This window comes from Bacillus sp. SRB_331, assembly GCF_003264175.1.
Classification (GTDB): Bacteria; Bacillota; Bacilli; order Bacillales; family Bacillaceae_G; genus Bacillus_A; species Bacillus_A mycoides.
In genome coordinates this window covers 216,745-239,358 of the sequence record NZ_NADV01000011.1, presented here as the reverse complement: position 1 = coordinate 239,358, position 22,614 = coordinate 216,745, and the positions used below count along the sequence as shown (strand labels likewise).

The 22,614-nt window shown below is 36.3% G+C and carries 22 protein-coding genes and 2 other annotated features; of the genes, 1 reads left to right on the top strand and 21 read right to left on the bottom strand.

Annotation, left to right across the window (positions count from 1 at the left end; all coding sequences use genetic code 11):
• Positions 1 to 13 precede the first annotated feature (13 nt).
• The 18 genes from B5P42_RS09855 to B5P42_RS09770 all read right to left on the bottom strand — a co-directional run bounded on the left by B5P42_RS09855 (position 14) and on the right by B5P42_RS09770 (position 19,288).
• Positions 14 to 505, bottom strand: a complete 492-nt coding sequence (locus B5P42_RS09855; protein ID WP_002015469.1) for a dUTP diphosphatase — start codon at positions 503 to 505, stop codon at positions 14 to 16.
• A gap of 668 nt (positions 506 to 1,173) precedes the next feature.
• Positions 1,174 to 1,530 carry a 50S ribosomal protein L20 gene (rplT, locus tag B5P42_RS09850; protein WP_001138364.1) on the bottom strand — a complete coding sequence of 119 codons (357 nt, stop codon included), beginning with the start codon at positions 1,528 to 1,530 and terminating at the stop codon, positions 1,174 to 1,176.
• Between the two features lie 38 nt (positions 1,531 to 1,568).
• Positions 1,569 to 1,769, bottom strand: coding sequence for a 50S ribosomal protein L35 (rpmI, locus tag B5P42_RS09845; protein WP_001125945.1), 201 nt, complete (start codon positions 1,767 to 1,769; stop codon positions 1,569 to 1,571).
• Positions 1,770 to 1,790: 21 nt separating this feature from the next.
• Entirely contained in the window at positions 1,791 to 2,294 is a 504-nt protein-coding gene (gene infC / locus B5P42_RS09840; protein ID WP_002015470.1) for a translation initiation factor IF-3, read from the bottom strand.
• A gap of 63 nt (positions 2,295 to 2,357) precedes the next feature.
• Positions 2,358 to 2,478 (bottom strand) — a sequence feature (ribosomal protein L20 leader region).
• Positions 2,479 to 2,684: 206 nt separating this feature from the next.
• Positions 2,685 to 4,622: a threonine--tRNA ligase gene (thrS, locus tag B5P42_RS09835; RefSeq protein ID WP_002190845.1), complete on the bottom strand. Its 1,938-nt coding sequence runs from the start codon at positions 4,620 to 4,622 to the stop codon at positions 2,685 to 2,687.
• 48 nt (positions 4,623 to 4,670) lie between these two features.
• Positions 4,671 to 4,898 (bottom strand) — a binding site (T-box leader).
• 31 nt (positions 4,899 to 4,929) lie between these two features.
• Complete coding sequence (gene ytxC / locus B5P42_RS09830; protein ID WP_002088921.1) at positions 4,930 to 5,811, bottom strand: putative sporulation protein YtxC; 882 nt, start codon at positions 5,809 to 5,811, stop codon at positions 4,930 to 4,932.
• Positions 5,812 to 6,200: 389 nt separating this feature from the next.
• Positions 6,201 to 7,139, bottom strand: a complete 939-nt coding sequence (dnaI, locus tag B5P42_RS09825) for a primosomal protein DnaI (RefSeq protein ID WP_002015473.1) — start codon at positions 7,137 to 7,139, stop codon at positions 6,201 to 6,203.
• A 33-nt stretch (positions 7,140 to 7,172) separates the two neighbouring features.
• A complete protein-coding gene (locus B5P42_RS09820; protein WP_002015474.1) occupies positions 7,173 to 8,579 on the bottom strand; it encodes a replication initiation and membrane attachment family protein in 1,407 nt (468 codons plus the stop codon).
• Positions 8,580 to 8,724: 145 nt separating this feature from the next.
• Complete coding sequence (gene nrdR / locus B5P42_RS09815) at positions 8,725 to 9,186, bottom strand: transcriptional regulator NrdR (protein WP_001203686.1); 462 nt, start codon at positions 9,184 to 9,186, stop codon at positions 8,725 to 8,727.
• 196 nt (positions 9,187 to 9,382) lie between these two features.
• Positions 9,383 to 9,766, bottom strand: a complete 384-nt coding sequence (speD, locus tag B5P42_RS09810; RefSeq protein WP_002003660.1) for an adenosylmethionine decarboxylase — start codon at positions 9,764 to 9,766, stop codon at positions 9,383 to 9,385.
• 385 nt (positions 9,767 to 10,151) lie between these two features.
• The gene (locus B5P42_RS09805) at positions 10,152 to 11,180 is read right to left on the bottom strand and encodes a glyceraldehyde-3-phosphate dehydrogenase (RefSeq protein WP_016102975.1); all 1,029 of its coding nucleotides are present in this window, start codon (positions 11,178 to 11,180) and stop codon (positions 10,152 to 10,154) included.
• 109 nt (positions 11,181 to 11,289) lie between these two features.
• Positions 11,290 to 11,892, bottom strand: coding sequence for a dephospho-CoA kinase (gene coaE / locus B5P42_RS09800; protein WP_113734126.1), 603 nt, complete (start codon positions 11,890 to 11,892; stop codon positions 11,290 to 11,292).
• Positions 11,893 to 11,945: 53 nt separating this feature from the next.
• Entirely contained in the window at positions 11,946 to 12,578 is a 633-nt protein-coding gene (gene ytaF / locus B5P42_RS09795) for a sporulation membrane protein YtaF (protein ID WP_002129352.1), read from the bottom strand.
• Between the two features lie 72 nt (positions 12,579 to 12,650).
• On the bottom strand, positions 12,651 to 13,481 hold the full coding sequence (gene mutM / locus B5P42_RS09790; protein WP_088293478.1) for a DNA-formamidopyrimidine glycosylase: 831 nt from the start codon (positions 13,479 to 13,481) through the stop codon (positions 12,651 to 12,653).
• A 12-nt stretch (positions 13,482 to 13,493) separates the two neighbouring features.
• Positions 13,494 to 16,127, bottom strand: a complete 2,634-nt coding sequence (gene polA, locus B5P42_RS09785) for a DNA polymerase I (protein ID WP_113734125.1) — start codon at positions 16,125 to 16,127, stop codon at positions 13,494 to 13,496.
• Between the two features lie 284 nt (positions 16,128 to 16,411).
• Positions 16,412 to 18,175 (bottom strand): sensory box histidine kinase PhoR, encoded by a 1,764-nt coding sequence (gene phoR, locus B5P42_RS09780; protein WP_113734124.1) that lies wholly within the window; start codon positions 18,173 to 18,175, stop codon positions 16,412 to 16,414.
• Positions 18,168 to 18,887: a two-component system response regulator PhoP gene (phoP, locus tag B5P42_RS09775; RefSeq protein WP_002015484.1), complete on the bottom strand. Its 720-nt coding sequence runs from the start codon at positions 18,885 to 18,887 to the stop codon at positions 18,168 to 18,170. Before phoP ends, phoR begins: the two co-directional genes overlap by 8 nt.
• A gap of 164 nt (positions 18,888 to 19,051) precedes the next feature.
• Positions 19,052 to 19,288 carry a hypothetical protein gene (locus B5P42_RS09770; RefSeq protein ID WP_113734123.1) on the bottom strand — a complete coding sequence of 79 codons (237 nt, stop codon included), beginning with the start codon at positions 19,286 to 19,288 and terminating at the stop codon, positions 19,052 to 19,054.
• Between the two features lie 91 nt (positions 19,289 to 19,379).
• Here B5P42_RS09770 and B5P42_RS32565 point away from each other — a divergent pair, with 91 nt between their 5' ends.
• Positions 19,380 to 19,511 (top strand): hypothetical protein, encoded by a 132-nt coding sequence (locus tag B5P42_RS32565; RefSeq protein WP_002015487.1) that lies wholly within the window; start codon positions 19,380 to 19,382, stop codon positions 19,509 to 19,511.
• Between the two features lie 54 nt (positions 19,512 to 19,565).
• Here B5P42_RS32565 and B5P42_RS09765 read toward each other — a convergent pair whose 3' ends face one another.
• The 3 genes from B5P42_RS09765 to icd all read right to left on the bottom strand — a co-directional run bounded on the left by B5P42_RS09765 (position 19,566) and on the right by icd (position 22,506).
• Positions 19,566 to 20,039, bottom strand: coding sequence for a MaoC/PaaZ C-terminal domain-containing protein (locus B5P42_RS09765; protein WP_002015489.1), 474 nt, complete (start codon positions 20,037 to 20,039; stop codon positions 19,566 to 19,568).
• A gap of 216 nt (positions 20,040 to 20,255) precedes the next feature.
• On the bottom strand, positions 20,256 to 21,194 hold the full coding sequence (gene mdh / locus B5P42_RS09760) for a malate dehydrogenase (protein ID WP_002034284.1): 939 nt from the start codon (positions 21,192 to 21,194) through the stop codon (positions 20,256 to 20,258).
• Positions 21,195 to 21,213: 19 nt separating this feature from the next.
• Positions 21,214 to 22,506 carry an NADP-dependent isocitrate dehydrogenase gene (gene icd, locus B5P42_RS09755; RefSeq protein WP_002088934.1) on the bottom strand — a complete coding sequence of 431 codons (1,293 nt, stop codon included), beginning with the start codon at positions 22,504 to 22,506 and terminating at the stop codon, positions 21,214 to 21,216.
• Positions 22,507 to 22,614 lie beyond the last annotated feature (108 nt).

Here is a 22,614-nt window from a genome sequence, read left to right as displayed (position 1 = left end):
TTCAAAAATTAAATTAGTATCCTTGTGTTTGACGCTGATGATTTACTTCATTTTTATCTAAATATGCTTTTTCAATTTCATCTTGTTCAAATTCAAGCGCTTGTCCAAGGCGAAGATAGCTTGTAAATAGTTCAATATAGTTCGTAATAGAAGGTTGATCTGTAAAACGAATTACTTTCGCATATGTGTCTAAGAAAATTTCCACTTGTGTTTTATTCGTTTGCGCACATTTATAGAATAAGAAGTTTTTATCAATTCCTAAATCGATTCCGATTGATAAAATAAAATGTAAACCATCTACGTATTCTTCTAATATTACTTCACGTTCTGAAGCTGGTTTATTGCTCCAATATTTAAAACAACGTGTTTCATTTGCAAGTTCTCCAATTTCTACAAGAAGAGCTAACATTTTTTCTTTTAACAATTTTTTCGGTTGTAAGTCATGTTCTTTCACAATACGGTCATCTAATTCTTTTTGTAATTTAAATAGTTGTAGTAAGTCCATTCTATTGTCCTCCTCCAACATCGCATTTTCCGCAACAATGTTGTTTCATCTCAAAGTTCATTATTATTTTTCGTTTCTTATTAACAAGTCAGCTACCTACATCTTTATAAAGATAGCTTGTCCTTAATTTGCAAATACGTTTCAATCATCACTCATATATTGTTCACTTGATGAAAGTTCCATATCATCTTTCCATTATAGCAGTGTCGTTTCTGCTAGGAAAGATGCACTTCTCACGAATGAGTTCAAATAAAGTGAAACTTTAATAAGTGGGGGGTTTTGTTCATCCCCACTTATTATTAGTTGAACCAATCGGACTTTTACGGGCAGTTGATCTCCCACCTAACTTCTTTGCTCCAGCTGAATTTTGAGGTGGGAGTTTTACTGCCCGCAAATAGAGGGATAAAAAAAGTCAGGAGGATTCTCCTGACTTTATATATATATTCTTTTATATCGCTATAGCTTTTATATTGATTTTGTCATATCGATAACGACACATCCGTTAATCTTTCCTACTTTCATGTAAAAGCCTCCTCGTTATAGTTACAAAACTTCTTACAAGCACATCTTAATATACTTGAGCAAGAAATAACGATAATAAGTGGAGGGTTTTACAATAAATGTAAATAAAAAAACCTTAGAAGAAAATCTTCTAAGGTTTTAAACAATTAGTTAATGTTGTTTTTTGCAACTGTTGCTAATTCAGCGAAAGCTTTTTCGTCATGAACAGCTAAGTCAGCAAGCATCTTGCGGTTAACTTCGATGCCAGCATTTTTTAAACCGTGCATTAAGCGGCTGTAAGAAAGACCATTCATACGAGCTGCTGCGTTGATACGTGTAATCCATAATTTACGGAAGTCACGTTTCTTTTGACGACGGTCACGGAATGCATACATTAGAGATTTCATAACCTGTTGGTTAGCAACCTTAAATAATGTACTCTTAGAACCGTAGTAACCTTTTGCTAATTTTATAACTTTTTTACGACGTTGACGAGTAACTGTACCACCTTTTACTCTTGGCATAATATTACCTCCTAGTTTGTTCTATATATCAGCCGAACTTATTTTAAGTTGTCAAGCATTTGACGAATGCGTTTGAAGTCACCAGCGCTAACTACACCAGCTTTACGTAGTTTACGTTTAGCTTTTGTAGATTTGTTAGCGAATAAATGGCTTGTGTAAGCGTGAGAACGCTTCAGTTTACCAGATCCAGTCTTTTTGAAACGCTTTGCAGCGCCGCGATGAGTTTTTTGTTTAGGCATAGGTATTTCCTCCTCTATCTATTACTTATCGTTTTTCGGTGCTAAAACTAAGAACATACTACGTCCTTCCATTTTAGGCTTAGATTCAATTGTACTAACTTCAGCACAAGCTTCTGAGAAGCGATCTAAAACACGTTGACCGATTTCTTTATGAGTAATGGCACGTCCTTTAAAGCGAATTGACGCTTTAACCTTGTCGCCTTTCTCTAAAAACTTGACAGCATTACGAAGTTTTGTGTTAAAGTCATGTTCATCAATTGTTGGACTTAAACGAACTTCTTTCATGCTAATTACTTTTTGATTTTTGCGCTGTTCTTTTTCTTTCTTCTGTTGCTCAAAGCGGAATTTACCGTAGTCCATAATGCGGCATACTGGTGGTTTCGCATTTGGAGCAACCAATACTAAATCAAGATTAAGACCTGCAGCTAAGTCTAAAGCGTCATTACGAGACTTGATTCCAAGTTGATCGCCGTTTGCGCCAACTAAGCGTACTTCACGTGCACGAATTTGCTCGTTAATCATCATATCCTTGCTAATAGTAAGCCACCTCCAAGGTTTTCTTAGAATACGTTTTGCAATTGTAGAACCCGAACAAAAAAAGTGCGGGCACACGGCACCCACACTTGTAATATCTTTAGTAAGAAATACATTTACCTGCTAACTGCGAATGCGTCCATCAGGTGAGAAGCGGGTGCTTCTACTTGTCAAAACCATATTCTATTATCCTTGATGAGTTTATCATAGGACATGACGTCTGTCAAGAAGACGCGATGTGTTTTACTAACAACAAGAAATATTGTAACAAACAACCAGCATACTTGCAATACTTTTTTATGATAAGTATTGTTTGGTTATTTTTTCTAGATTTTCTTTTTTATAATACATAAAAAAGCCGCGGTATACCGCGGCTCTTTCTTATCGTTTTCCTTCTACCTTAATCATGTCAACAAACGCATCTAATGCGATTGTTTCTGATTTTTGTTCACCATATTTACGTACGTTAACGCCATTTTCAGTAACTTCATTGTCACCTACTACAAGCATGTACGGAATCTTTTGCATTTGTGCTTCACGGATTTTGTAACCAATTTTCTCTTCACGAGTGTCTAATTCAACACGGATACCAGCACGTCGTAATTCATCTTGTACTTTCTTCGCATAGTCTAAATGTACTTGCGGAGAAACTGGAATTACTTGCGCCTGAACTGGAGCTAACCAAGTTGGGAATGCGCCTTTGTATTCTTCAATTAAGAAGGCTACGAAACGTTCCATAGTTGATACAACACCACGGTGAATTACAACTGGACGATGTTGTTTACCGTCTTCACCAACGTAAGTTAATTCAAAGCGTTCTGGAAGTAAGAAGTCTAATTGTACAGTTGAAAGTGTTTCGTCTTTTCCAAGAGCAGTACGAACTTGAACGTCAAGTTTCGGACCATAGAATGCCGCTTCACCTTCAGCTTCATAGTAATCAAGACCCATTTCATCCATAGCTTCTTTTAACATACCTTGTGCTTTTTCCCACATCTCATCATCAGCATAATACTTTTTAGTATCTGCTGGGTCACGATAAGATAGACGGAATGAATAGTTTTCTAAACCGAAATCTTTGTACACTTCTAACGTTAAGTTTACAACACGTTTTAATTCTTCTTTAATTTGATCTGGACGAACGAAAATGTGCGCATCATTTAAAGTCATTCCGCGTACACGTTGTAATCCAGATAATGCTCCAGACATTTCATAGCGGTGCATTGTTCCAAGTTCCGCAATACGGATTGGTAACTCACGGTAGCTGTGAATATCATTTTTATAAACCATCATATGGTGAGGGCAGTTCATTGGACGAAGAACTAACTCTTCATTATCCATTTCCATTGATGGGAACATGCCATCACGGTAATGGTTCCAGTGACCAGAAGTTTCATAAAGCTCTCTACTTCCTAATACTGGAGTGTATACGTGATCATAGCCTAAGCTTGCTTCTTTATCAACGATGTAACGCTCGATAATACGGCGAATTGTTGCACCTTTTGGTAACCAAAGTGGTAAACCTTGTCCTACTTTTTGGCTATTAGTAAATAGTTTTAACTCTTTACCTAATTTACGGTGATCGCGCTCTTTCGCTTCTTCAAGCATACGTAAGTGCTCATCTAATTCTGCTTTCTTAACGAATGCAGTACCGTAAATACGTTGTAACATTTTATTATTGCTGTCGCCGCGCCAGTAAGCACCTGCAACACTTAATAATTTAAATACTTTAATTTTCCCTGTAGATGGAAGATGAACACCACGGCATAGGTCGAAGAATTCGCCTTGCTCATAAATTGAAATAACTGCATCTTCTGGAAGATCGTTAATTAAATCTAATTTTAACTCATCGCCGATTTCTTCAAAGCGACGAAGCGCTTCTGCACGCGGTACTTCATGACGAACGATTTCTAAGTTTTCGTTCACGATTTTTTGCATTTCTTTTTCGATTTTCTTGAAGTCCTCAACTGTAATTGCTTCTTCCATATCAATATCGTAGTAGAAGCCATTTTCGATTACTGGACCAATGCCAAGCTCAAGCTTAACATCTTTATATAAACGTTTTAACGCTTGTGCTAAAAGGTGAGCTGTTGAGTGGCGTAAAATATATAAGCCATCTTCAGAATCTAATGTAATAATAGAAACTGCACCATCTTCTTCGATTGGTGTAACAAGATCGATCATCTCATCGTTTAATTTTCCAGCCACAGCTTTTTTCTTTAAGCCTGGGCTAATAGAAGCTGCGATTTCTTCAGTTGTTACTCCTTTTGGAAACTCCTTCACAGCTCCATCAGGGAAAGTAATTTTAACTACATCTGCCATCACTGGTCACTCCTCTTTTTTTTCAAAATAAAAAACACTCATCCCATAAAAAGGGACGAGTGTTGAATTCGTGGTTCCACCCTTGTTCCAATTAACATTATTGTTAATTGCTCAAGTTCAACATAACGGTGTTGTCCGTTAGCAATTACTAGAAAAACGTTCACTGCTAAAGTTTAGAGGTGGTAAGTAATTATCCCGTACTAGGAAGCTCACACCCTAAGGCTTCCCTCTCTGAAAATCGTAGAAAACTACCCATGTCCTCATCATAACATTTCAATATATTTCATTTATGTAGGTAATTATATGCTCAAAAACTTAGAAAATCAAGGGCGTTACCTTTATTTTTTAAATTTTTCACATTGCGCTCAAATTCATGTAATCCATGTAGTTGCACTCGTTCCTGAAATACATTTCGCAAAGTAATAATCATATTATGATCTTGTTCTTTCGTATATAAATAAATCTTTTTCGGCGAAATAGAAAGAAGTGGTGCAATTACTTTCGTATCGATATATACATCCTGTTTCTTTAATAATTCTTCATCTATATATTGAACCAATTTCTCCTGTTTTAAACGCCTACCTTTATCATCATAGAAAATAAAACTTTCATCAAAAATAAGATGTACACAGGACAAACGTGATTTCCGGCTACTTACTTGTTGGCGAAGTGTCTCAATGAATATTTGGTATTCCTGCTCCATCTTATACTCATCAATTGCAACTTCAGCAAGCTTAGTTACCATTTCCCTATATGTACGAAGACGAAAACGAACGTATGATGAAAACGAGAATGAGAGCGGATCACAAAGCCAATCATTCAAAGACGACGCAATATAAGATTCAAATTTTTGACGTGTTAAATCACTAGCTACTCCTTTTCTTCTTTCCTTTAAAATCTCATGTGCCATATGCAATATTTGATGACACTCTTCTTGTTCTTCATAAAAAAACTTTTCCTTTAAAATGGTATGAATCCATTCATTTTGTTTCACATTCATAATGAAATATAGTAATACTGGCAATAAAATCTTTTCAATATAATTTGATTCACATAATGGTATATGAATAACAACCTTTTGTTCGTTTAAATATACACTTGTTTCCTTATATAAGGATTCTGTTCTTTTCGTTAGTTGTCTGTATACGTACACAGCATCATTTTTTTCTTCGAAGCAAATTTCAATCACTTTTGTCCCCCCTTTTATCCCCGCTCTAAAGGATTGCATCTATACGTTACAAATCCTATAAGAGTCCGATCTATGGAAGTTCACTCTTAGTAGAAACCTATCTCCCATTGTTAGAACATCCACTCGATATGGCTTGCTAATTTTATATATATTAAGGGAGGGAGAAAAAAATGATACAAGCTACTCTGAAAAAATGATTAAAATAAAGTGAAACTTTAATCAGTGGAGGTTTTGTCCATCGTCCACTGATTATTAGCCCGCACCAATCGGGCTTTTACGGGCAGCATGGCTCCCACCTAACTTCTTTGCTTTACAGCCGAATTTTGAGGTGGGAATCTTACTGCCCGCCAATAGCGGGATAAAAAAGAGCAAGCTTCTCAGCTCGCTCTTTACTTATTACGACGATTCTTCCCGCCAATTGGGATTGGCTTCGCTAAATATTTAATTCGTTCCATAATACGGGCCGCTTTCATCTCTTCTGCTTCACCGCGCTGTGTATACGTTAAATGATGTTCCAACTGTTTGAAATCAAAGTTAGATGTAAAGAACGTCGGTAAGTTTTCCAACATACGGAATTGCAAGATTGCACCGAGTACATCATCACGTACAAAACTTGACATCGCTTCTGCCCCGATATCATCTAACATTAATACTTGTACACGTTTGACAGCATCAATCTTTCCGCTAATCGAATTATCTTGAATCGAACTTTTGATTTCACGTAAAAATTCAGGGAAGTATACGAGCATCGAACTAATTTTCTTTCGCGCAAGCTCATTTGCAATTGCCCCTAAAAGATACGTTTTCCCTACACCAAATTTACCGTACAAATATAAACCTTGTGCTTTTTTACCTGGTTCGTATGTGTTTAAAAATTCATTTGTTGCACCTATTGCATCAATACGTGCATCTAAATCTGAAGGGTCTAAATTTTCCATAGTTGCCTGCAAAATGTCAACTGGCATATATACACTTTGAACGAGTTTTTCATATTTTTTTCTCTCATCATATGCTACTTTTCTAATACAACGATCGTATTGAATATCAATCATCTTACCTTGAATGACGAGCTTCGGCTCATATCCTTGTAGCATATTTTTACATGACCCTAAATCTGGACAATCCGCACACCCTACACTTTGTCCAATATATTCATATAACTTCACAAGACTTCGTTCAATCATAGAAGTCGTTACTTCACCTTTATGTTCGTCTATAAATTCTTTCACACGAGGGTGCGCCATCACTTCTGCCTTTAAGACTTCATATCTATTTTTAAAGTTTTTATTTTCCATTAATTTCGTAAATGAATTTTGAATATGCTCCATTTTCTCACCTCAAAGAGCGTTCATTTTCTTTTATTAATCACGCTTATATTTTTTCAATACTTCTTCTAATCGTTTCCGTTCATCTTCTAACGTACTTGCATCTTTTTTCGCACTTACGTCATTTTTTACAGGTTCTTTCTCTTCTTCTTTCGACTCTTCTTTAAGCCAATCTGGTACCATTTCTTTTCGCACTGTTTTCTTCGCTGTACGACCTTTTTTCTTCGTCTCAGCCCACTCTTGATATTGACGATTCTCTTCTTTCGCTAGCGCCATCGCCTCGCCTACTGTACCGACCTTTTTTCGCGCCCAATGTCCAGCAATCTTCTCGACATACGTTTTAGCAAGCTTCATATCTGAGCGTAGCATAACGTAATAAATAAGTACATTCACAACCCCTGGCGTTAACTTTTGATTTATCATTACATCCTCAACGATTTGCAAGTCCGCTTTCGTCGCCTCTGCACCGCCTGAAATCTCTTTCAATAGTTGTTTTGGCGAGATTTCCTCTAACTGTTTCATTAGCATCTCTTCTTGCGTAGATGGCTCTTTCTCTTTCATTGTACGAGCAGCATGAGGTTGCACTCTTTCACTTAATACAGGTAACGCTTGACCATTTTCGAATTGATACCAATCGCGTGCTCCCTTCCGAAGCCTTTCGATATCAATTGTTTGCACTTCTGTCACTGCGCCAAGAACGATATTTTGCATCGATAACACATCCACACCGTACACATAAGCGAGTGTAATAACACATTCTCTCACTTGATCTGTAATCGCCTTTTTAGGAACAAGGGCTGATAGTCCGTCTACAAATAAAGAGAAATCAAAGAAATCGTTCCAAACTTTCGGAGCATCCCCATTCTCGTTACTTGGCATAATTGTCGTTTTCGGGATACGCAGTTCTTCTTGCGCATATTCAAACTGACCTGGGTTAAACGAATCAAATATATCGTTGAAGGAGCGCGTAACATTTTCATAAGAAGCAAAATCGAATTCTTCTTCTAAGAAATATTGCTTTACTTGGTTGTATTTTGTCCGACTCAAGCGATTATATAAAAAGATACTTAAAACAATATCATCAAAAAACTGCTTCGGAGATAAAGGTGGTTGCAATTCATATATAAACATTCGAATATCTTTTTCTTTCTTAATATATACATTTAAAAGACCAATCGCTTCTAACTTTACTCGTTCCCCATATATTTCAGGAAGTTGCATTTGCATAGTCACCATAAGGGAGTGATGTGTATTCTCTTTTCCAAACACACGATCTTGCTCTAACTCTCCCCATAGTGTCATGTATAAGCTAAAAGCTCTACTACCTATTAACGGCTGATACAACATCGTTAATACTTTCCGGTCGTAATTATGTAACAACCCTTTCGCACTTACTTTATAACGATCAATCGGCAATAGCTCCATCCATGACTGTTTTTCCATTCTTGCTTTTCCTTTCTCTCATCCAATCTAACCTACATTTCACTCGTTCTATCTTTATTATATAATTTATTAGCGAAAAAGAGCTATTAGCTTCCGCTTCTAGCTCTCTTATCTCGTTTACTTACAGTATATAAAGAGATTCCTTCTACTCTCTCTCTTTTTGCAGTATATCTTTTAATTCTTCAATAAATACATTTAAATCTTTAAATTGACGATACACAGAAGCAAAACGTACGTAAGCAACATCATCAATATCACGAAGTTCTTCCATAACAATTTCACCAATCATATCACTTTTCACTTCTGATATACCTAAGTTACGAAGTTCACGCTCCACACTTTGTGTTACTTCCTCTAACTGCCTTAAAGATACAGGTCTTTTTTCACACGCTTTAATTAAACCGCGTAAAATTTTCTCTTTATTAAACTCTTCTCGTGTTCCTTCTTTTTTAACAACGATAAGAGGTGATTCTTCTACTCTTTCAAATGTCGTAAAGCGACTTAAACAACTTTCACACTCTCTTCTTCTTCGAATAGAGCGCCCCTCGTCTACCGGACGCGAATCTAACACTCTTGTTCCATTATGAAAACAGGATGGACAACGCAATTCATTCACTCCTTTACACTATAATCTTTATTCTTTCGCTACTCACCTACATGTGAAAATATATATACAATATTATATAACTCATTCTTCTATAATGACCACTCTAAGTTATTACATATCGTGATCCTATTTTATATAAACTAAAAAAGAGGTGCATTATACACCTCTTTACATTTTAAATCAATTATGTTCTTTTTTAAAGAGCTTTTGTTTCTCTCTGCTTAATTTCGAAGCTACCAGTGCCTCGAGGAAGCTCGATGCTCTCACGCGTTTTCGCGTTTAAACCTTCTGCAATATATTCTGCAGCAACATTTGGATCAATACGATCCCCACAAGTATAAACATCAATACTTGCGTAACCGTGCTCCGGAAAGCTATGAATTGTTAAATGTGATTCCGAGATAATTACTACTCCACTTACACCTTGTGGTGCAAATTTATGAAAAGCAACCTCACGTACTTCAGCACCAGCTCTTAGTGCTGCATCCACAAATAATTGTTCAATATACGGCATGTCATTAAGCTTGTCGAAATCGCAATCCCAAAGTTCAGCAATCACGTGACGACCCATCGTATCCATAGTATCCATTCTACAGTTCCCCCTTGTAAATTTATTCTAACTGTTCGAATTGAAAACTAATTTGCAATTTGGCTTGCTCCACTACCACGGGGGAAAGTTAGTCCAGAGAGGTCCTAACCCTTTAAGTAGTGACTACGTACCTCAGCTCTTAAGTTTACGAGTGTTAGTATACTTTGTTTATTTTCATTTTGCAACAACAGTTTTTTCGATTTTCTGTCATATTTTCCTCTTTACTTTTCCCTAAAAAAAATTAATGATTCACGAATACAGTAATCCCAACGTTTCGTGGTATGTCCACTATTTAAAAATATACTTATATAATTTTTTTCCTTTTCAGAAAAAAATAAAAAAGAGGACAAATTTTCACTTGCCCTCTCTCGTTCACTTAAATATGTTGCACATTTTTTTGTTTCGCTAATTCATCAACAACTAACGTTACAAGATCTACAACACGACGAGAGTAGCCCCACTCGTTATCATACCAAGCAAGTACTTTCACTTTACGATCACCCATTACCATTGTAGACAAACCATCAATAATAGCTGAGTGTGTATTTGTATTAAAATCGATAGACACTAAAGGCTCTTCGCAGAATTCTACAATTCCTTTTAATGCACCGTTTGCAACAGTTTTGAACGCTTCATTAATATCTTCAACTGTTACATCACGTTTTACGTCTACTACTAAATCAACAAGAGACACGTTTGGTGTTGGTACACGAAGGGCCATACCATGAAGTTTTCCGTTTAAGTGTGGAAGAACTTTTGCTAGCGCTTTTGCAGCACCCGTCGTTGTTGGAATGATAGACTGTCCGCAAGCACGCGCTCTTCTTAAATCTTTATGTGGGTTATCAATATTTTTTTGGTCATTTGTATAAGCGTGAACAGTTGTCATTAAACCGTTTTCAATTCCGAACTGCTCATCTAACACCTTTACAACAGGCGCTAAACAGTTTGTTGTACAAGATGCATTTGAAATAACAGTATGCTTTGTGATATCTAATTGGTCTTCGTTCACACCAACTACGATTGTTACATCTTCATTTTTACCAGGTGCTGTTAAAATAACTTTTTTCGCTCCAGCTTCAACATGAAGAATTGCTTTTTCTTTAGAGTTAAATTTACCAGTTGCTTCAATTACAACTTCAACACCTAGATCTTTCCAAGGCAACTCCTTTGGATCGCGGTTGTTTAAAAGGCGAATCATTTTCCCATCAACTAGTAAGTGATCTTCAAATGCTTCCACTGTTCCGTCAAACTTTCCATGAACTGTATCATATTTAATTAAATGCGCTAACGTTTCTGATGGATAGCTTGCATTTATTGCTACAATTTTGAATGCGCTTTCTTTTATTGCTTGACGAAATACCATTCTCCCGATACGTCCAAATCCATTAATTGCCACACGAGTCATAATATGTTATCCCCCTTGAATGCGTTATACTATTTATCTCCAATCCCAATAATAGTATAACACAAAAAGGAGATATGTCACTAAGCATTTTCATTAATTTCACAATTTTTTAATCAATAATGTTCCATTCTTTCAAAATAGAGGCTAATTGTGTTTTCGTTCCAGTAATTGTGCCATCATTATAAATTACTTCATCTGCCTTCTTTACTTTTTCTTCTAATGGCATTTGAGATTGAATACGAGCCGTTGCTTCTTCTTCTGAAAAGTTATTTCGTTTCATTAAACGTTCCAATTGCGTATTCGGTGTGACTGCTACAACTAAAACACGATCAACGAGATTTGTTAATTTACTTTCAAACAAAAGAGGGATATCTAACACAACCGCTTGCATACTTTCTTTTATGTACATCTCCTTTTGTGCATTCATTTCTTCACGCACTGCAGGATGAACAATTTCGTTTAACTGCAATCGTTTTTCTTCATTATAAAAAACGACACTCCCAAGCTTTGGTCGATCAAGCTCTCCATCTTTTTGTAACACTTCCGTTCCGAACACCTCTATAATTTTGTTATATGCCGGTTTTCCTCGTTCTACAACTTCTCGCGCAATAATATCTGCATCAATAACCGGTATACTCATTTCACGAAACATTTCTGATACCGTACTTTTTCCGCTTGCAATGCCTCCTGTTAATCCAATTACTACTGTCATAATAATCCTCCTCACAATATTAAAGGCGCGAAACTAATGTTCCACGCCCATACTTACATTTTCCAAATTCCAATAATAATGAGTAATACCCCAGGCAGGAATGTAAATTTTTGTAACCATTTCATATTTGATAAAATCGTACCGAGCTTCATTCCAATAAATAAAAATAAAGAACTCATAACCGCGACTAATACCGCCATCATCGCGGGTGCATAACCTAATAAAGATGCACCAATTCCAGCACCAAACGAATCTATAGAAAGAGCGATACCGAGAAGTAGCGCTTCTCCTGCAGAGATAGTTCCTGATTTATCAAAATCTGCAACAGTCGGCTTCCGCAAAATTTGAATCACTAACCCTAGCGAAGCAATTTCTAGTTTCCAAACCTTCTCCTCTTGCTTCGGTTCTTCTTTTTTATCACTTCGAAAAAATTGATATAATACCCAAATACCTATTCCAATAAGAACAAATCCGCCGATACGCGTTGCGATAACAGGTGAAAATATTTTCGCGATCATATGTCCAATCCCCATGGAAACGAGCATTACAGCTGCTGAACAGATCCCGATAATTATAATTGATCTTAGTGGAATTCTTACGCTCCTTAACCCGTATGTTAGCCCTACACTACAGCTATCTAAGCTTAATGTAAAAGCTAATAAAATAAGAGATAAATAAAGGTACATCGGTAAGCTCCTCCCTTATACATAGCTCTGCTCTATGTATATGACAAATGCCTATCCGATGTTATCCCTTTTCTATATTCTAGGTTGGCAAATTGGGCAGTAATGTGTTCCCCTTCCGCCAACAACTGTTTTTTCTAATAGCGTACCGCAAGTCACACACGGTTCTCCTTTTTTCCCATATACATTTAGAAGTTCCTGGAACGAACCAATTTGTCCTTGTGAATTAATATACGTTCTAATTGTACTTCCGCCTCGCTTAACAGCTTCGCCCAGCGTTGTAACAATCGCCTCGTAAATTCTTTCTATTTCTTCTTCTGTTAAAGATGCAGCTTCTCGTTCTGGGTGAATTTGAGAACGGAATAACACTTCATCTACATATATATTTCCAAGCCCTACTAAAAGACGCTGATCTAATAATACGACTTTTATTTTACGATTTGTTTTTTGCAATCTTTCTTGTAAATACTGCGGTGTCAATTCAGCATCAAATGGCTCCGGGCCTAAGTCAGCAAGAGGCATTTGATTCATCTCTTCACCTTTCTTAAAGAGATGCATCGTACCAAACTTTCTCACATCTTTATAATGTAATTCAGTTCCATCTGTAAATAAGAAACGGACGTGCGTATGTTTATCAATTGGCTCATCCTCTTGATGAAGTAAAAACTTACCTTCCATGCGCAAATGTGAAACAATTACATAGTTCGTTACATACAAAAGCAAAAACTTACCTCTTCGCTTTATATTTTCAATTGTCTCGCCTCTTAGCATTTCTTTAAAAATTTCTGCATCATCCGGTCGTTTTACTATTTTGGGATAAGTAATAACGACATCTTCAATCGTTTTTCCTGTTACAAGATTTTCAAGCGTCCGTCTAACGTTTTCAACCTCTGGTAATTCCGGCATTTCATCACGTCCTTATTTCGCATCGTACCAAGTTGGACCGTAAGAATAATCAACTTTCAATGGAACGGCTAGTTCAATTGCATGCTCCATTACTTCAGGTACAAGCTTCTCTAATTTTTCAATTTCTTCTTTTGGTGCTTCAAATATCAATTCATCGTGTACTTGCAGAAGAAGACGCGCTTGTAATCCTTCTTCTTCTAGACGATCTGCCATAATAATCATCGCTTTTTTAATAATATCAGCCGCACTACCTTGAATTGGTGTATTCATAGCTGTACGCTCAGCAAAGCTACGTAAATTGAAATTACGACTCGTAATTTCCGGAATATAACGGCGACGATTTAATAATGTAACCACATATCCTTTTTGTTTCGCATCTTTTACGATTTCATCCATGTATTCTTGTACACCAGGGAAACTTTCTAAATACTTTTCAATAAATTCCGCTGCTGCTTTTCTTGTAATTCCTAAGTTTTGCGAAAGACCATAATCACTAATACCATACACAATTCCGAAGTTAACAGCTTTTGCTTGTCGTCTCATGTTAGATGTTACTTCATCTTTCCCAACACCAAATACATCCATAGCTGTTTTCGTATGAATATCCATGTCATGTTGGAACGCTTCAACTAACCCTGGATCATTTGCAATGTGAGCAAGCACACGAAGTTCGATTTGTGAATAATCAGCCGCGTACATGATCCATCCTTCTTCTGATGGAACGAATGCCTGACGAATCTTTCTTCCTTCTTCTAAGCGAATCGGGATATTTTGTAAGTTCGGATCTGTTGAACTTAATCGACCTGTTTGCGTTAACACTTGATTAAAGCGAGTATGGATTTTAGATGAATCTTCATGTACAACTTTCAATAAACCTTCAATGTAAGTTGAATTTAGCTTTCCTAATTGACGGTAATGTAAAATATTTGGAATAATTTCATGACGATCCATAAGTTTATCTAACACATCCGCCGACGTAGAATAACCTGTTTTCGTCTTTTTAATAACTGGTAAGTTTAAATTCTCAAACAGAATAACCCCAAGTTGCTTCGGTGAATTAATATTAAATTCTGTTCCCGCAAGCTTATAAATTTCCTGTTCCATTTCCTTTAATCTACCTGCAAGTTCTTCTCCCATATTACGAAGACGCTCCGTATCAACTTTTACACCTTTCACTTCCATATCGGCTAATACACGTGCAAGTGGTAATTCTAATTCCGTAAATAATTCATATTGCTCGTTCTTTTTTAATTCTTCTAAGAACGTTTGCTTTACATCATATAATACATGCACTTTACGAGCTACATGCTCCGCTACTACCTCTAGCTCCGGAACAGCACGCTTCGCACCTTTCCCGTAAACTTCTTCGTCAGATTTTACGGCATGCGTTTCTTTCATTTTCGCTACAGTACGGAAATCTTTATCTGTATCGGCTGGATCAAGTAAATAAGCGGCAATTAATAAATCAAAGTCACTCCCTTGAATATCTACATCTTTCCACTTGAGAGCAACGATAGCACGCTTCGCATCAAATGTATGTTTTCTCATTTCTCCATTTGCAAGCCACTCTTTAAAAGCATCCGATTTAAGAGCAACATCGGCTGGAATGAAGTAACAACCATTTTCATTTTGAATACCAAAACCTTGAATATCGGCTTTATGATAATTATCTTCTTGCACTTCAACAATAAGCGCACTATCTTGCTGAAGCATTTCTTCTGTAACTTCTTCTACAATATCAAATGTAATATCATCTAATTCAGCTGGAGCCGTTTCCTCCGGCGTAACACCTAACTTATTTAAAAGGGATGTAAATCCTAAATTCTCGAACATTGGAATCAAATCGCTTGGTTCATACCCTTTATATTCCATATCATCTACATGCACAGTAATCGGTGCGTCTGTAATAATAGTCGCAAGTTCTTTACTCATAAGAGCTTGTTCTTTATTCGCTTCTAACTTTTCTTTTAATTTCTTTCCACTCACTTGATCTAAGTTTTCATATACTGCTTCTACTGTTTCAAATTGCGTTAATAATTTAATGGCTGTCTTCTCACCAACACCTGGTACACCTGGAATGTTATCCGATTGGTCTCCCATTAAACCTTTCATATCGATAATTTGCTTTGGTGATAAGCTATATTTCTCAAATAAAGCTTCTTTCGTATATTCATCTACTTCCGTAATCCCTTTGCGAGGAATACATACGAGTGTATTATCTGAAACAAGTTGCAGTAAATCTTTATCTCCTGAAATAACTTTAACATGAAACCCTTGCTCACTCGCTTCTTTCGCTAACGTTCCCATAATGTCATCCGCTTCATAATTTTCCAGCTCATAACGCGGTACATTGAATGCATCAAGCACCTCACGAATAAACGGGAATTGCTCTGATAACTCAGGTGGAGTCTTTTGACGCCCTCCCTTGTAATCACTATACGTTTTATGACGGAATGTTGTTTTCCCCGCATCAAACGCCACAAGCATATGCGTCGGTTTTTCTTCCTCTAGTATCCTCATTAACATCATTGTAAAACCATAAATTGCGTTCGTATGTATACCTTTGTCGTTATTTAAAAGCGGTAGTGCAAAGAAAGCACGATACGCGATATTATTACCATCTACTAATACGACTTTTTTTTCCAAACTACAAACCTCCCCATACATATTTGAAACGATTTTTTCCACAGAAAAAAACCGTTCCTGTCCTCTCTCTATATTAACATGACTAATAGAGAGAAGAAAAATAACGGTTTTTTTCTATCATATATAAACAGACTTACATTGGCATAAAGGGAAGTGACGAGAATAGCATAACTACTCTCGTCCAAAATTACTCCTTGGATGAAGGGGTTTTCATATATTATATTAACAGAGCTTTATTAATATTTAATTAAGCCATTGTTAATATATTGTAAATATCCTTCATCCTATTTTTCAGTAGCTGATTTTGGTAAAACAACTGTAAATGTTGTTCCTTCCCCAACCTCACTATCCACCGTAATCGTACCTTGATGCGCTTCAACTAAATGTTTTACAATTGATAAACCAAGACCCGTTCCACCCGTATTTCTACTTCTTGCTTTATCCACTCGGTAAAAGCGTTCAAAAATACGTGGGATTTCCTCTTTACTAATACCAATTCCAGTATCAGATACTTTTATATAAGCATTATATTTATCTTCTGCCAATTCAACAGAAACAACGCCTCCAGCCGGTGTGTATACAATCGCGTTATTAATTAAATTAATAAAGATTTGTTTCAAGCGACCTGGATCCCCAATGACAGAGACACGTTTTAATGCATTCACTTGTAAAGAGATTTCTTTTTCTCCCGCTTTATTATCAAGCACCATATGAATATCTTCAAGAAGTTCCTTCATATCAACGGTCCCCATATTTAGTTTAAACCCTTGTTGCTCGATCTTTGACAAGTCTAATAAATCTTCAATTAATCCTTGCATGCGTTCACTTTCTTTTAAAATAATATGTAAGAAATGTTCGCAGAATTTTTTATTATCCATAGCCCCATCCAAGAGCGTTTCTGAAAAACCTTTAATAGAAGTAATTGGCGTCTTTAGTTCATGAGAAACATTCGCTAAAAAGTCTTTTCTCATTTGTTCTAATTTCTTTAACTCTGTTATGTCATGGAACACAAGAACAATACCTTTCCATTCATGGTTCGTCCCAATAATTGGCGCTCCATATACTTCGAAATGCTTTCGCTCAATTCCAAGCGGCAATAACATTTGTTTACGCACTTTCACTTCTGTCATAAAGATTTCTTCCACAAGCTCAATAATTTCTGTATGATGAAACGATTCATAATATAAGCGATCTAAATATTCTTCATCTGTTACGTGGAAAGTTTCCTTATAAGAACGGTTTACAAGGTTTATATAACCGCGGCTATCAATTAAAATCATTCCACTTCCCATATTTTCAATTAACGTATGCAGACGATCCTGTTGCATTTCCTGCTCAAGAGTCATCTCTTGTAAATTACGAGCTAAAATATTAATCGCTTTACTCAGCATCCCTGTTTCATCCGAATGACTTTCATAAGCGCGTGCTTTATAATTTCCCTTCGCTAATTCAATGGCAACTTTCGTAACCGATTCAATCGGCCTAATATATTGCCCCGTAATTTTCATACCTAAAAATACGACTACGAGACAAGCGATAACAAATCCTATAATTAATAATCCCCACGTTTTTTGATGTACGTCTTTCAATGGCTCAATTGTACTTTTCACCAAAATACATCCTTGTTTTCCTGCTAGATCTTGAACGAACACTGCATGATAAAATTCATTCTTTTGATCTGTTTCTTGCGTAATCACTTTACTTCGTTGTTTTGCTGCTTCAGAAGAAAGTTCTTTAATCATCTCTTGATTAAATGCAGATGGTTGCCCTCCGCTATATTGAACTTTCTTTTTTTCATCAACAAATATAATAGAAGCTGGTATTTTTTCTTCTAACTTTTCAAATACATAAGGCTTTTTTAAAACAGCATCAAACCCTTGCTCTTCTGCTAATACCGCAACATACTGTGTCTCTTTTATCATTCTCTCTTTAGCATGATCTATATAGTAGTTTTCAAATACAGTTTCTAATAATACACCTAGTCCAACTAAAATAAAAACGATAAGAGAAACAAATGTAAAAAGAAGCCTGGAACGAAACTTATTCATCCACTTTTGGCTCCTCTAATTTATAACCTAAACCACGTATCGTTTTAATGTACGTCGGTTTTTTCGTATTTTGTTCAATTTTATCGCGCAAATGGCTAATATGGACATCAACAATTCTTGTATCACCGGCAAAATCATAATTCCATACAGCACTTAATAATTGGTCACGAGTTAATACACGACTTTTATTTTTCGCAAGATAAACAAGTAACTCAAATTCTTTCGGTGTTAATTCCAGTTTCCTTCCTTGGAAGTACGCTTCATAAAACTCCGGTAAAATTTTAAGCTCTGCAATTTTGATGCTCTCTTCATCTGGCGATTCTGAAACTTGTTCTTCCTGCTGTAATTTCGTACGGCGCAAAATCGCCTTCACACGAGCAACAACTTCCCTTGGACTAAATGGCTTCGTCATATAATCATCAGCCCCAAGCTCAAGACCTAGCACCTTATCAAATTCATCATCTTTTGCTGTTAACATTAAAATCGGCGTCATAATACGCTGCAATCGTAATTCTTTACAAACTTCCATACCATCCATTTTTGGAAGCATTAAATCTAATATAATTAAATCTGGGCGTTCTGTAGTCGCTTTTTGAAGCGCCATTTCTCCATCCATTGCTGTAATAACTTCAAACCCAGCTTGTTGTAAATTAAATTCAATTAAAGTTAAGATAAATTCCTCATCATCAACTACTAAAATACGATTGTTCATTCTTTTCCTCCAAGTTATAGACTTGAAACCTTCTTCATCCTAGTATTTTCCCCGTTATTCTCATCATACTAGAAAACAAGGTCTCCCTCAATATAATTGTCTATTCATGGAGCTCGTTTGTACTAGAGTTTCGGAAAATAAAAGCAATCGTAACTTCATTCCCTCTATCCGGTCGCTATCCAAACTTTATAGATGAATCTATCTTTTTTAAACTCTTCTTCCGTATGAACTATAAACTCTCGATTTTTCGCTAGGAAAAACGAAAGAGCATACGCTATTTTATAATCTGGTGTTTCATATCCATCAAATACTTTCCCGTACATTTCATTTACGATTGAATCGGCCCATACTTCAGCTTCTCTTATCGTTTCAAAGATAACGTCTTCTCTTTTCCACTTCATCTAAAAAAACCTCCCCCTTAATTGACTTCAATTACCAATAATCATATTATTAATTTAAATATATAAATAAATTCGATAAAAGGAGGCTATTATGCGAATATTACTACCTATTTTAACTTTAGTAGTAACATGTTTCCTTACTTTTAACGTACCTAGCTGGGATACGATTAAAACAGGTTGTTCAGAATTTGCTGAAGGGTTCAAAGAAGGATTTTTCAACTAAAATAGCGCTAGCCCCTTATAAAAGGTATGCTAGCGCTATTCATATTTTCATATTTTAAAAATTATCTAATGCTTTTTCCATAATGGAAACAGATTTAAAAGGTGGTGTTACTGTTAATGAACCTTTTACAACAGTTTCTCCTTTTTCATCATGAGCAAATACAAGCATATCAATTGTATGTTCCTCCTCTGAAACAGCCACAACTTCAAAGTGGATTTGTAACGTTTCATAATGGTGAACATGTTTCACGAACGTAAGGTCCTTCCTAGTAATATGACTACCTGGACCTGGTAAATATTTCGTAACCGCCGTTGTAATCAGTCCCGTTAGCATAATGCTTGGGACAATCGGCTTTTCATACGGAGTTTGGGATGCGTAATCATGCTGAATATATAATGGATTGGCATCATTCGTTAACCCTAAGTACAATAACAAATCTTTATCCTCAATTTTTTCAGTGATAGATAATTTCTCTCCTACTGTAATTTCATCCATTCTACGACCAATTTGAACTTTTTTCTTTAACATGTTACAACCCCCTCCGATTTTTTCACCTTATTATCCTACTAAAAGCGATACCTTATCCGAAATTTACTGTGATGAGGGAAATGTATAGTATAAGTCTATAGTTTCATTATAGGATACACCAAATGATAGCGTTTTCATATTATTTCAAAAAAACATTTCAATATATAGTAGAAAAAGATTCGGGGCCCCGAATCTTTTTCCACTTATATTTCATTATTAAACAAGAACTTTCATAACGTTACGTACAGATTCTACAGAGCGATCTAACGCTTCTTTCTCATCTGCAAGAAGTTCTAATTCAATAATTTTTTCAATTCCGTTACCACCTAGAATTACTGGTACCCCTAAGTAAAGGTCACTATAACCATATTCACCTTCAAGGTACGCAATAGCTGGTAATACACGGCGTTGATCTTTCAAGATCGCTTCTGTCATTTCAACTAAAGAAGCTGCTGGTGCGTAATATGCACTACCGTTTCCTAATAAGCCTACAATCTCACCGCCACCTTTACGTGTACGTTCTACGATTGCTTCTAAACGCTCTTTTGGAATTAATGTTTCTAACGGAATGCCACCTGCATAGGAATAGCGTACAAGAGGTACCATATCGTCACCATGTCCACCAAGAACAAATCCTGTAATGTCTTTCACAGAAAGGTTTAACTCTTGTGAAATAAATGTACGGAAACGAGCTGTATCTAATACACCCGATTGACCGATAACACGCTCTTTCGGGAATCCTGCTTCTTTAAATACAGAATATGTCATTGCATCAACTGGATTTGTTAATACAAGAATAATCGCATTTGGTGAATGTTTTGCAATGTCGCGCGTAATACTTTTCATAATTTTAGAGTTTGTTGCTACTAAGTCATCACGGCTCATACCAGGCTTACGCGCAATACCTGCTGTAATAACGACAACGTCAGAATCAGCAGTATCTGCGTAATCAGATGTACCAATAATGTTAGCATCAAAACCTTGTACTGGGCTCGCTTCTAACATATCTAACGCTTTCCCTTTTGTTGGATTTTCCAGCTGTGGAATGTCCACTAAAACAACATCTGCAAGTTCTTTTTGTGCTAATAAGAATGCTGTTGTTGCTCCTGTAAATCCTGCACCGATGACTGAAACTTTCTTGCGTTTGATTGTCATAATTTACCCCCCGCTTTAATTATGCGTTTTTGATTATCGCTACATCCATGTTTTTAATAAGTTCATTAGCGAACTCAGAACATTTCACTTCTGTTGCACCTTCCATTAAGCGTGCGAAATCATAAGTTACTACTTTTGATTCAATTGTTTTCTCAACTGAATCAGTTACTAAATTCGCAGCTTCGTTCCATCCTAAGTGCTCTAATAATAATACACCAGAAAGAAGAACTGAAGATGGGTTTACTTTATCTAAACCTGCATATTTTGGAGCTGTACCATGTGTAGCTTCAAAGATAGCATGTCCAGTCACATAGTTAATGTTTGCACCAGGTGCAATACCAATTCCACCTACTTGTGCAGCAAGTGCATCAGAGATGTAGTCTCCGTTTAAGTTCATTGTTGCAACAACATCAAACTCACGTGGACGAGTTAAAATTTGTTGTAAGAAGATGTCTGCAATAGAATCTTTTACGATGATTTTCCCAGCCACTTCTGCGTCTGCCATCGCTTTATTCGCTGCATCTTTTCCATCTTTTTCAACAATGCGATCATATTCAGCCCAAGTAAATACTTTGTCGCCGAATTCTTGTTCAGCTACTTCGTAACCCCAGTTTTTGAAAGCACCTTCTGTAAATTTCATAATGTTTCCTTTATGAACTAATGTAACAGAAGAGCGTTTTTCGTTAATTGCATATTGAATTGCAGCGCGAACAAGACGCTTTGTCCCTTCCTCTGAAATTGGTTTAATACCAATCCCTGATGTTTCTGGGAAGCGGATTTTATTAACACCCATTGCTTCTTTTAAGAAAGCAAGAACTTTTTCTGCTTCTGGAGAACCTTGTGCATATTCAATTCCAGCGTAAATGTCTTCTGTATTTTCACGGAAAATAACCATATCAGTATCTTCCGGACGTTTTACAGGTGAAGGAACACCTTCAAAGTAACGAACTGGACGTAGACATACATATAAATCTAATTCTTGACGAAGCGCAACGTTTAGAGAACGAATACCACCACCAACTGGAGTTGTAAGTGGACCTTTAATTGCGATTAAATATTCACGAATTAAATTTAAAGTCTCTTCTGGTAACCACTCGCCTGTTTGGTTGAATGCTTTTTCCCCTGCAAGCACTTCTTTCCAAACGATTTTCTTCTCACCATCATAAGCTTTTTCAACTGCTGCTTCTATTACGCGAGATGCTGCAGCCCAAATATCAGGACCAATTCCATCTCCTTCGATAAATGGAATAATCGGATTGTTTGGTACATTCATAACACCATTAGTTACAGTAATTTTTTCACCTGTCGTCAATGTGATAACCCCCATGTTTGAAATTTCATATGTATGAAACTGAGGGAATAACCCCTCAGTTCAAACCGTTAGTCAAATTTAAATATTCTAATCATTACATCTTCCCAA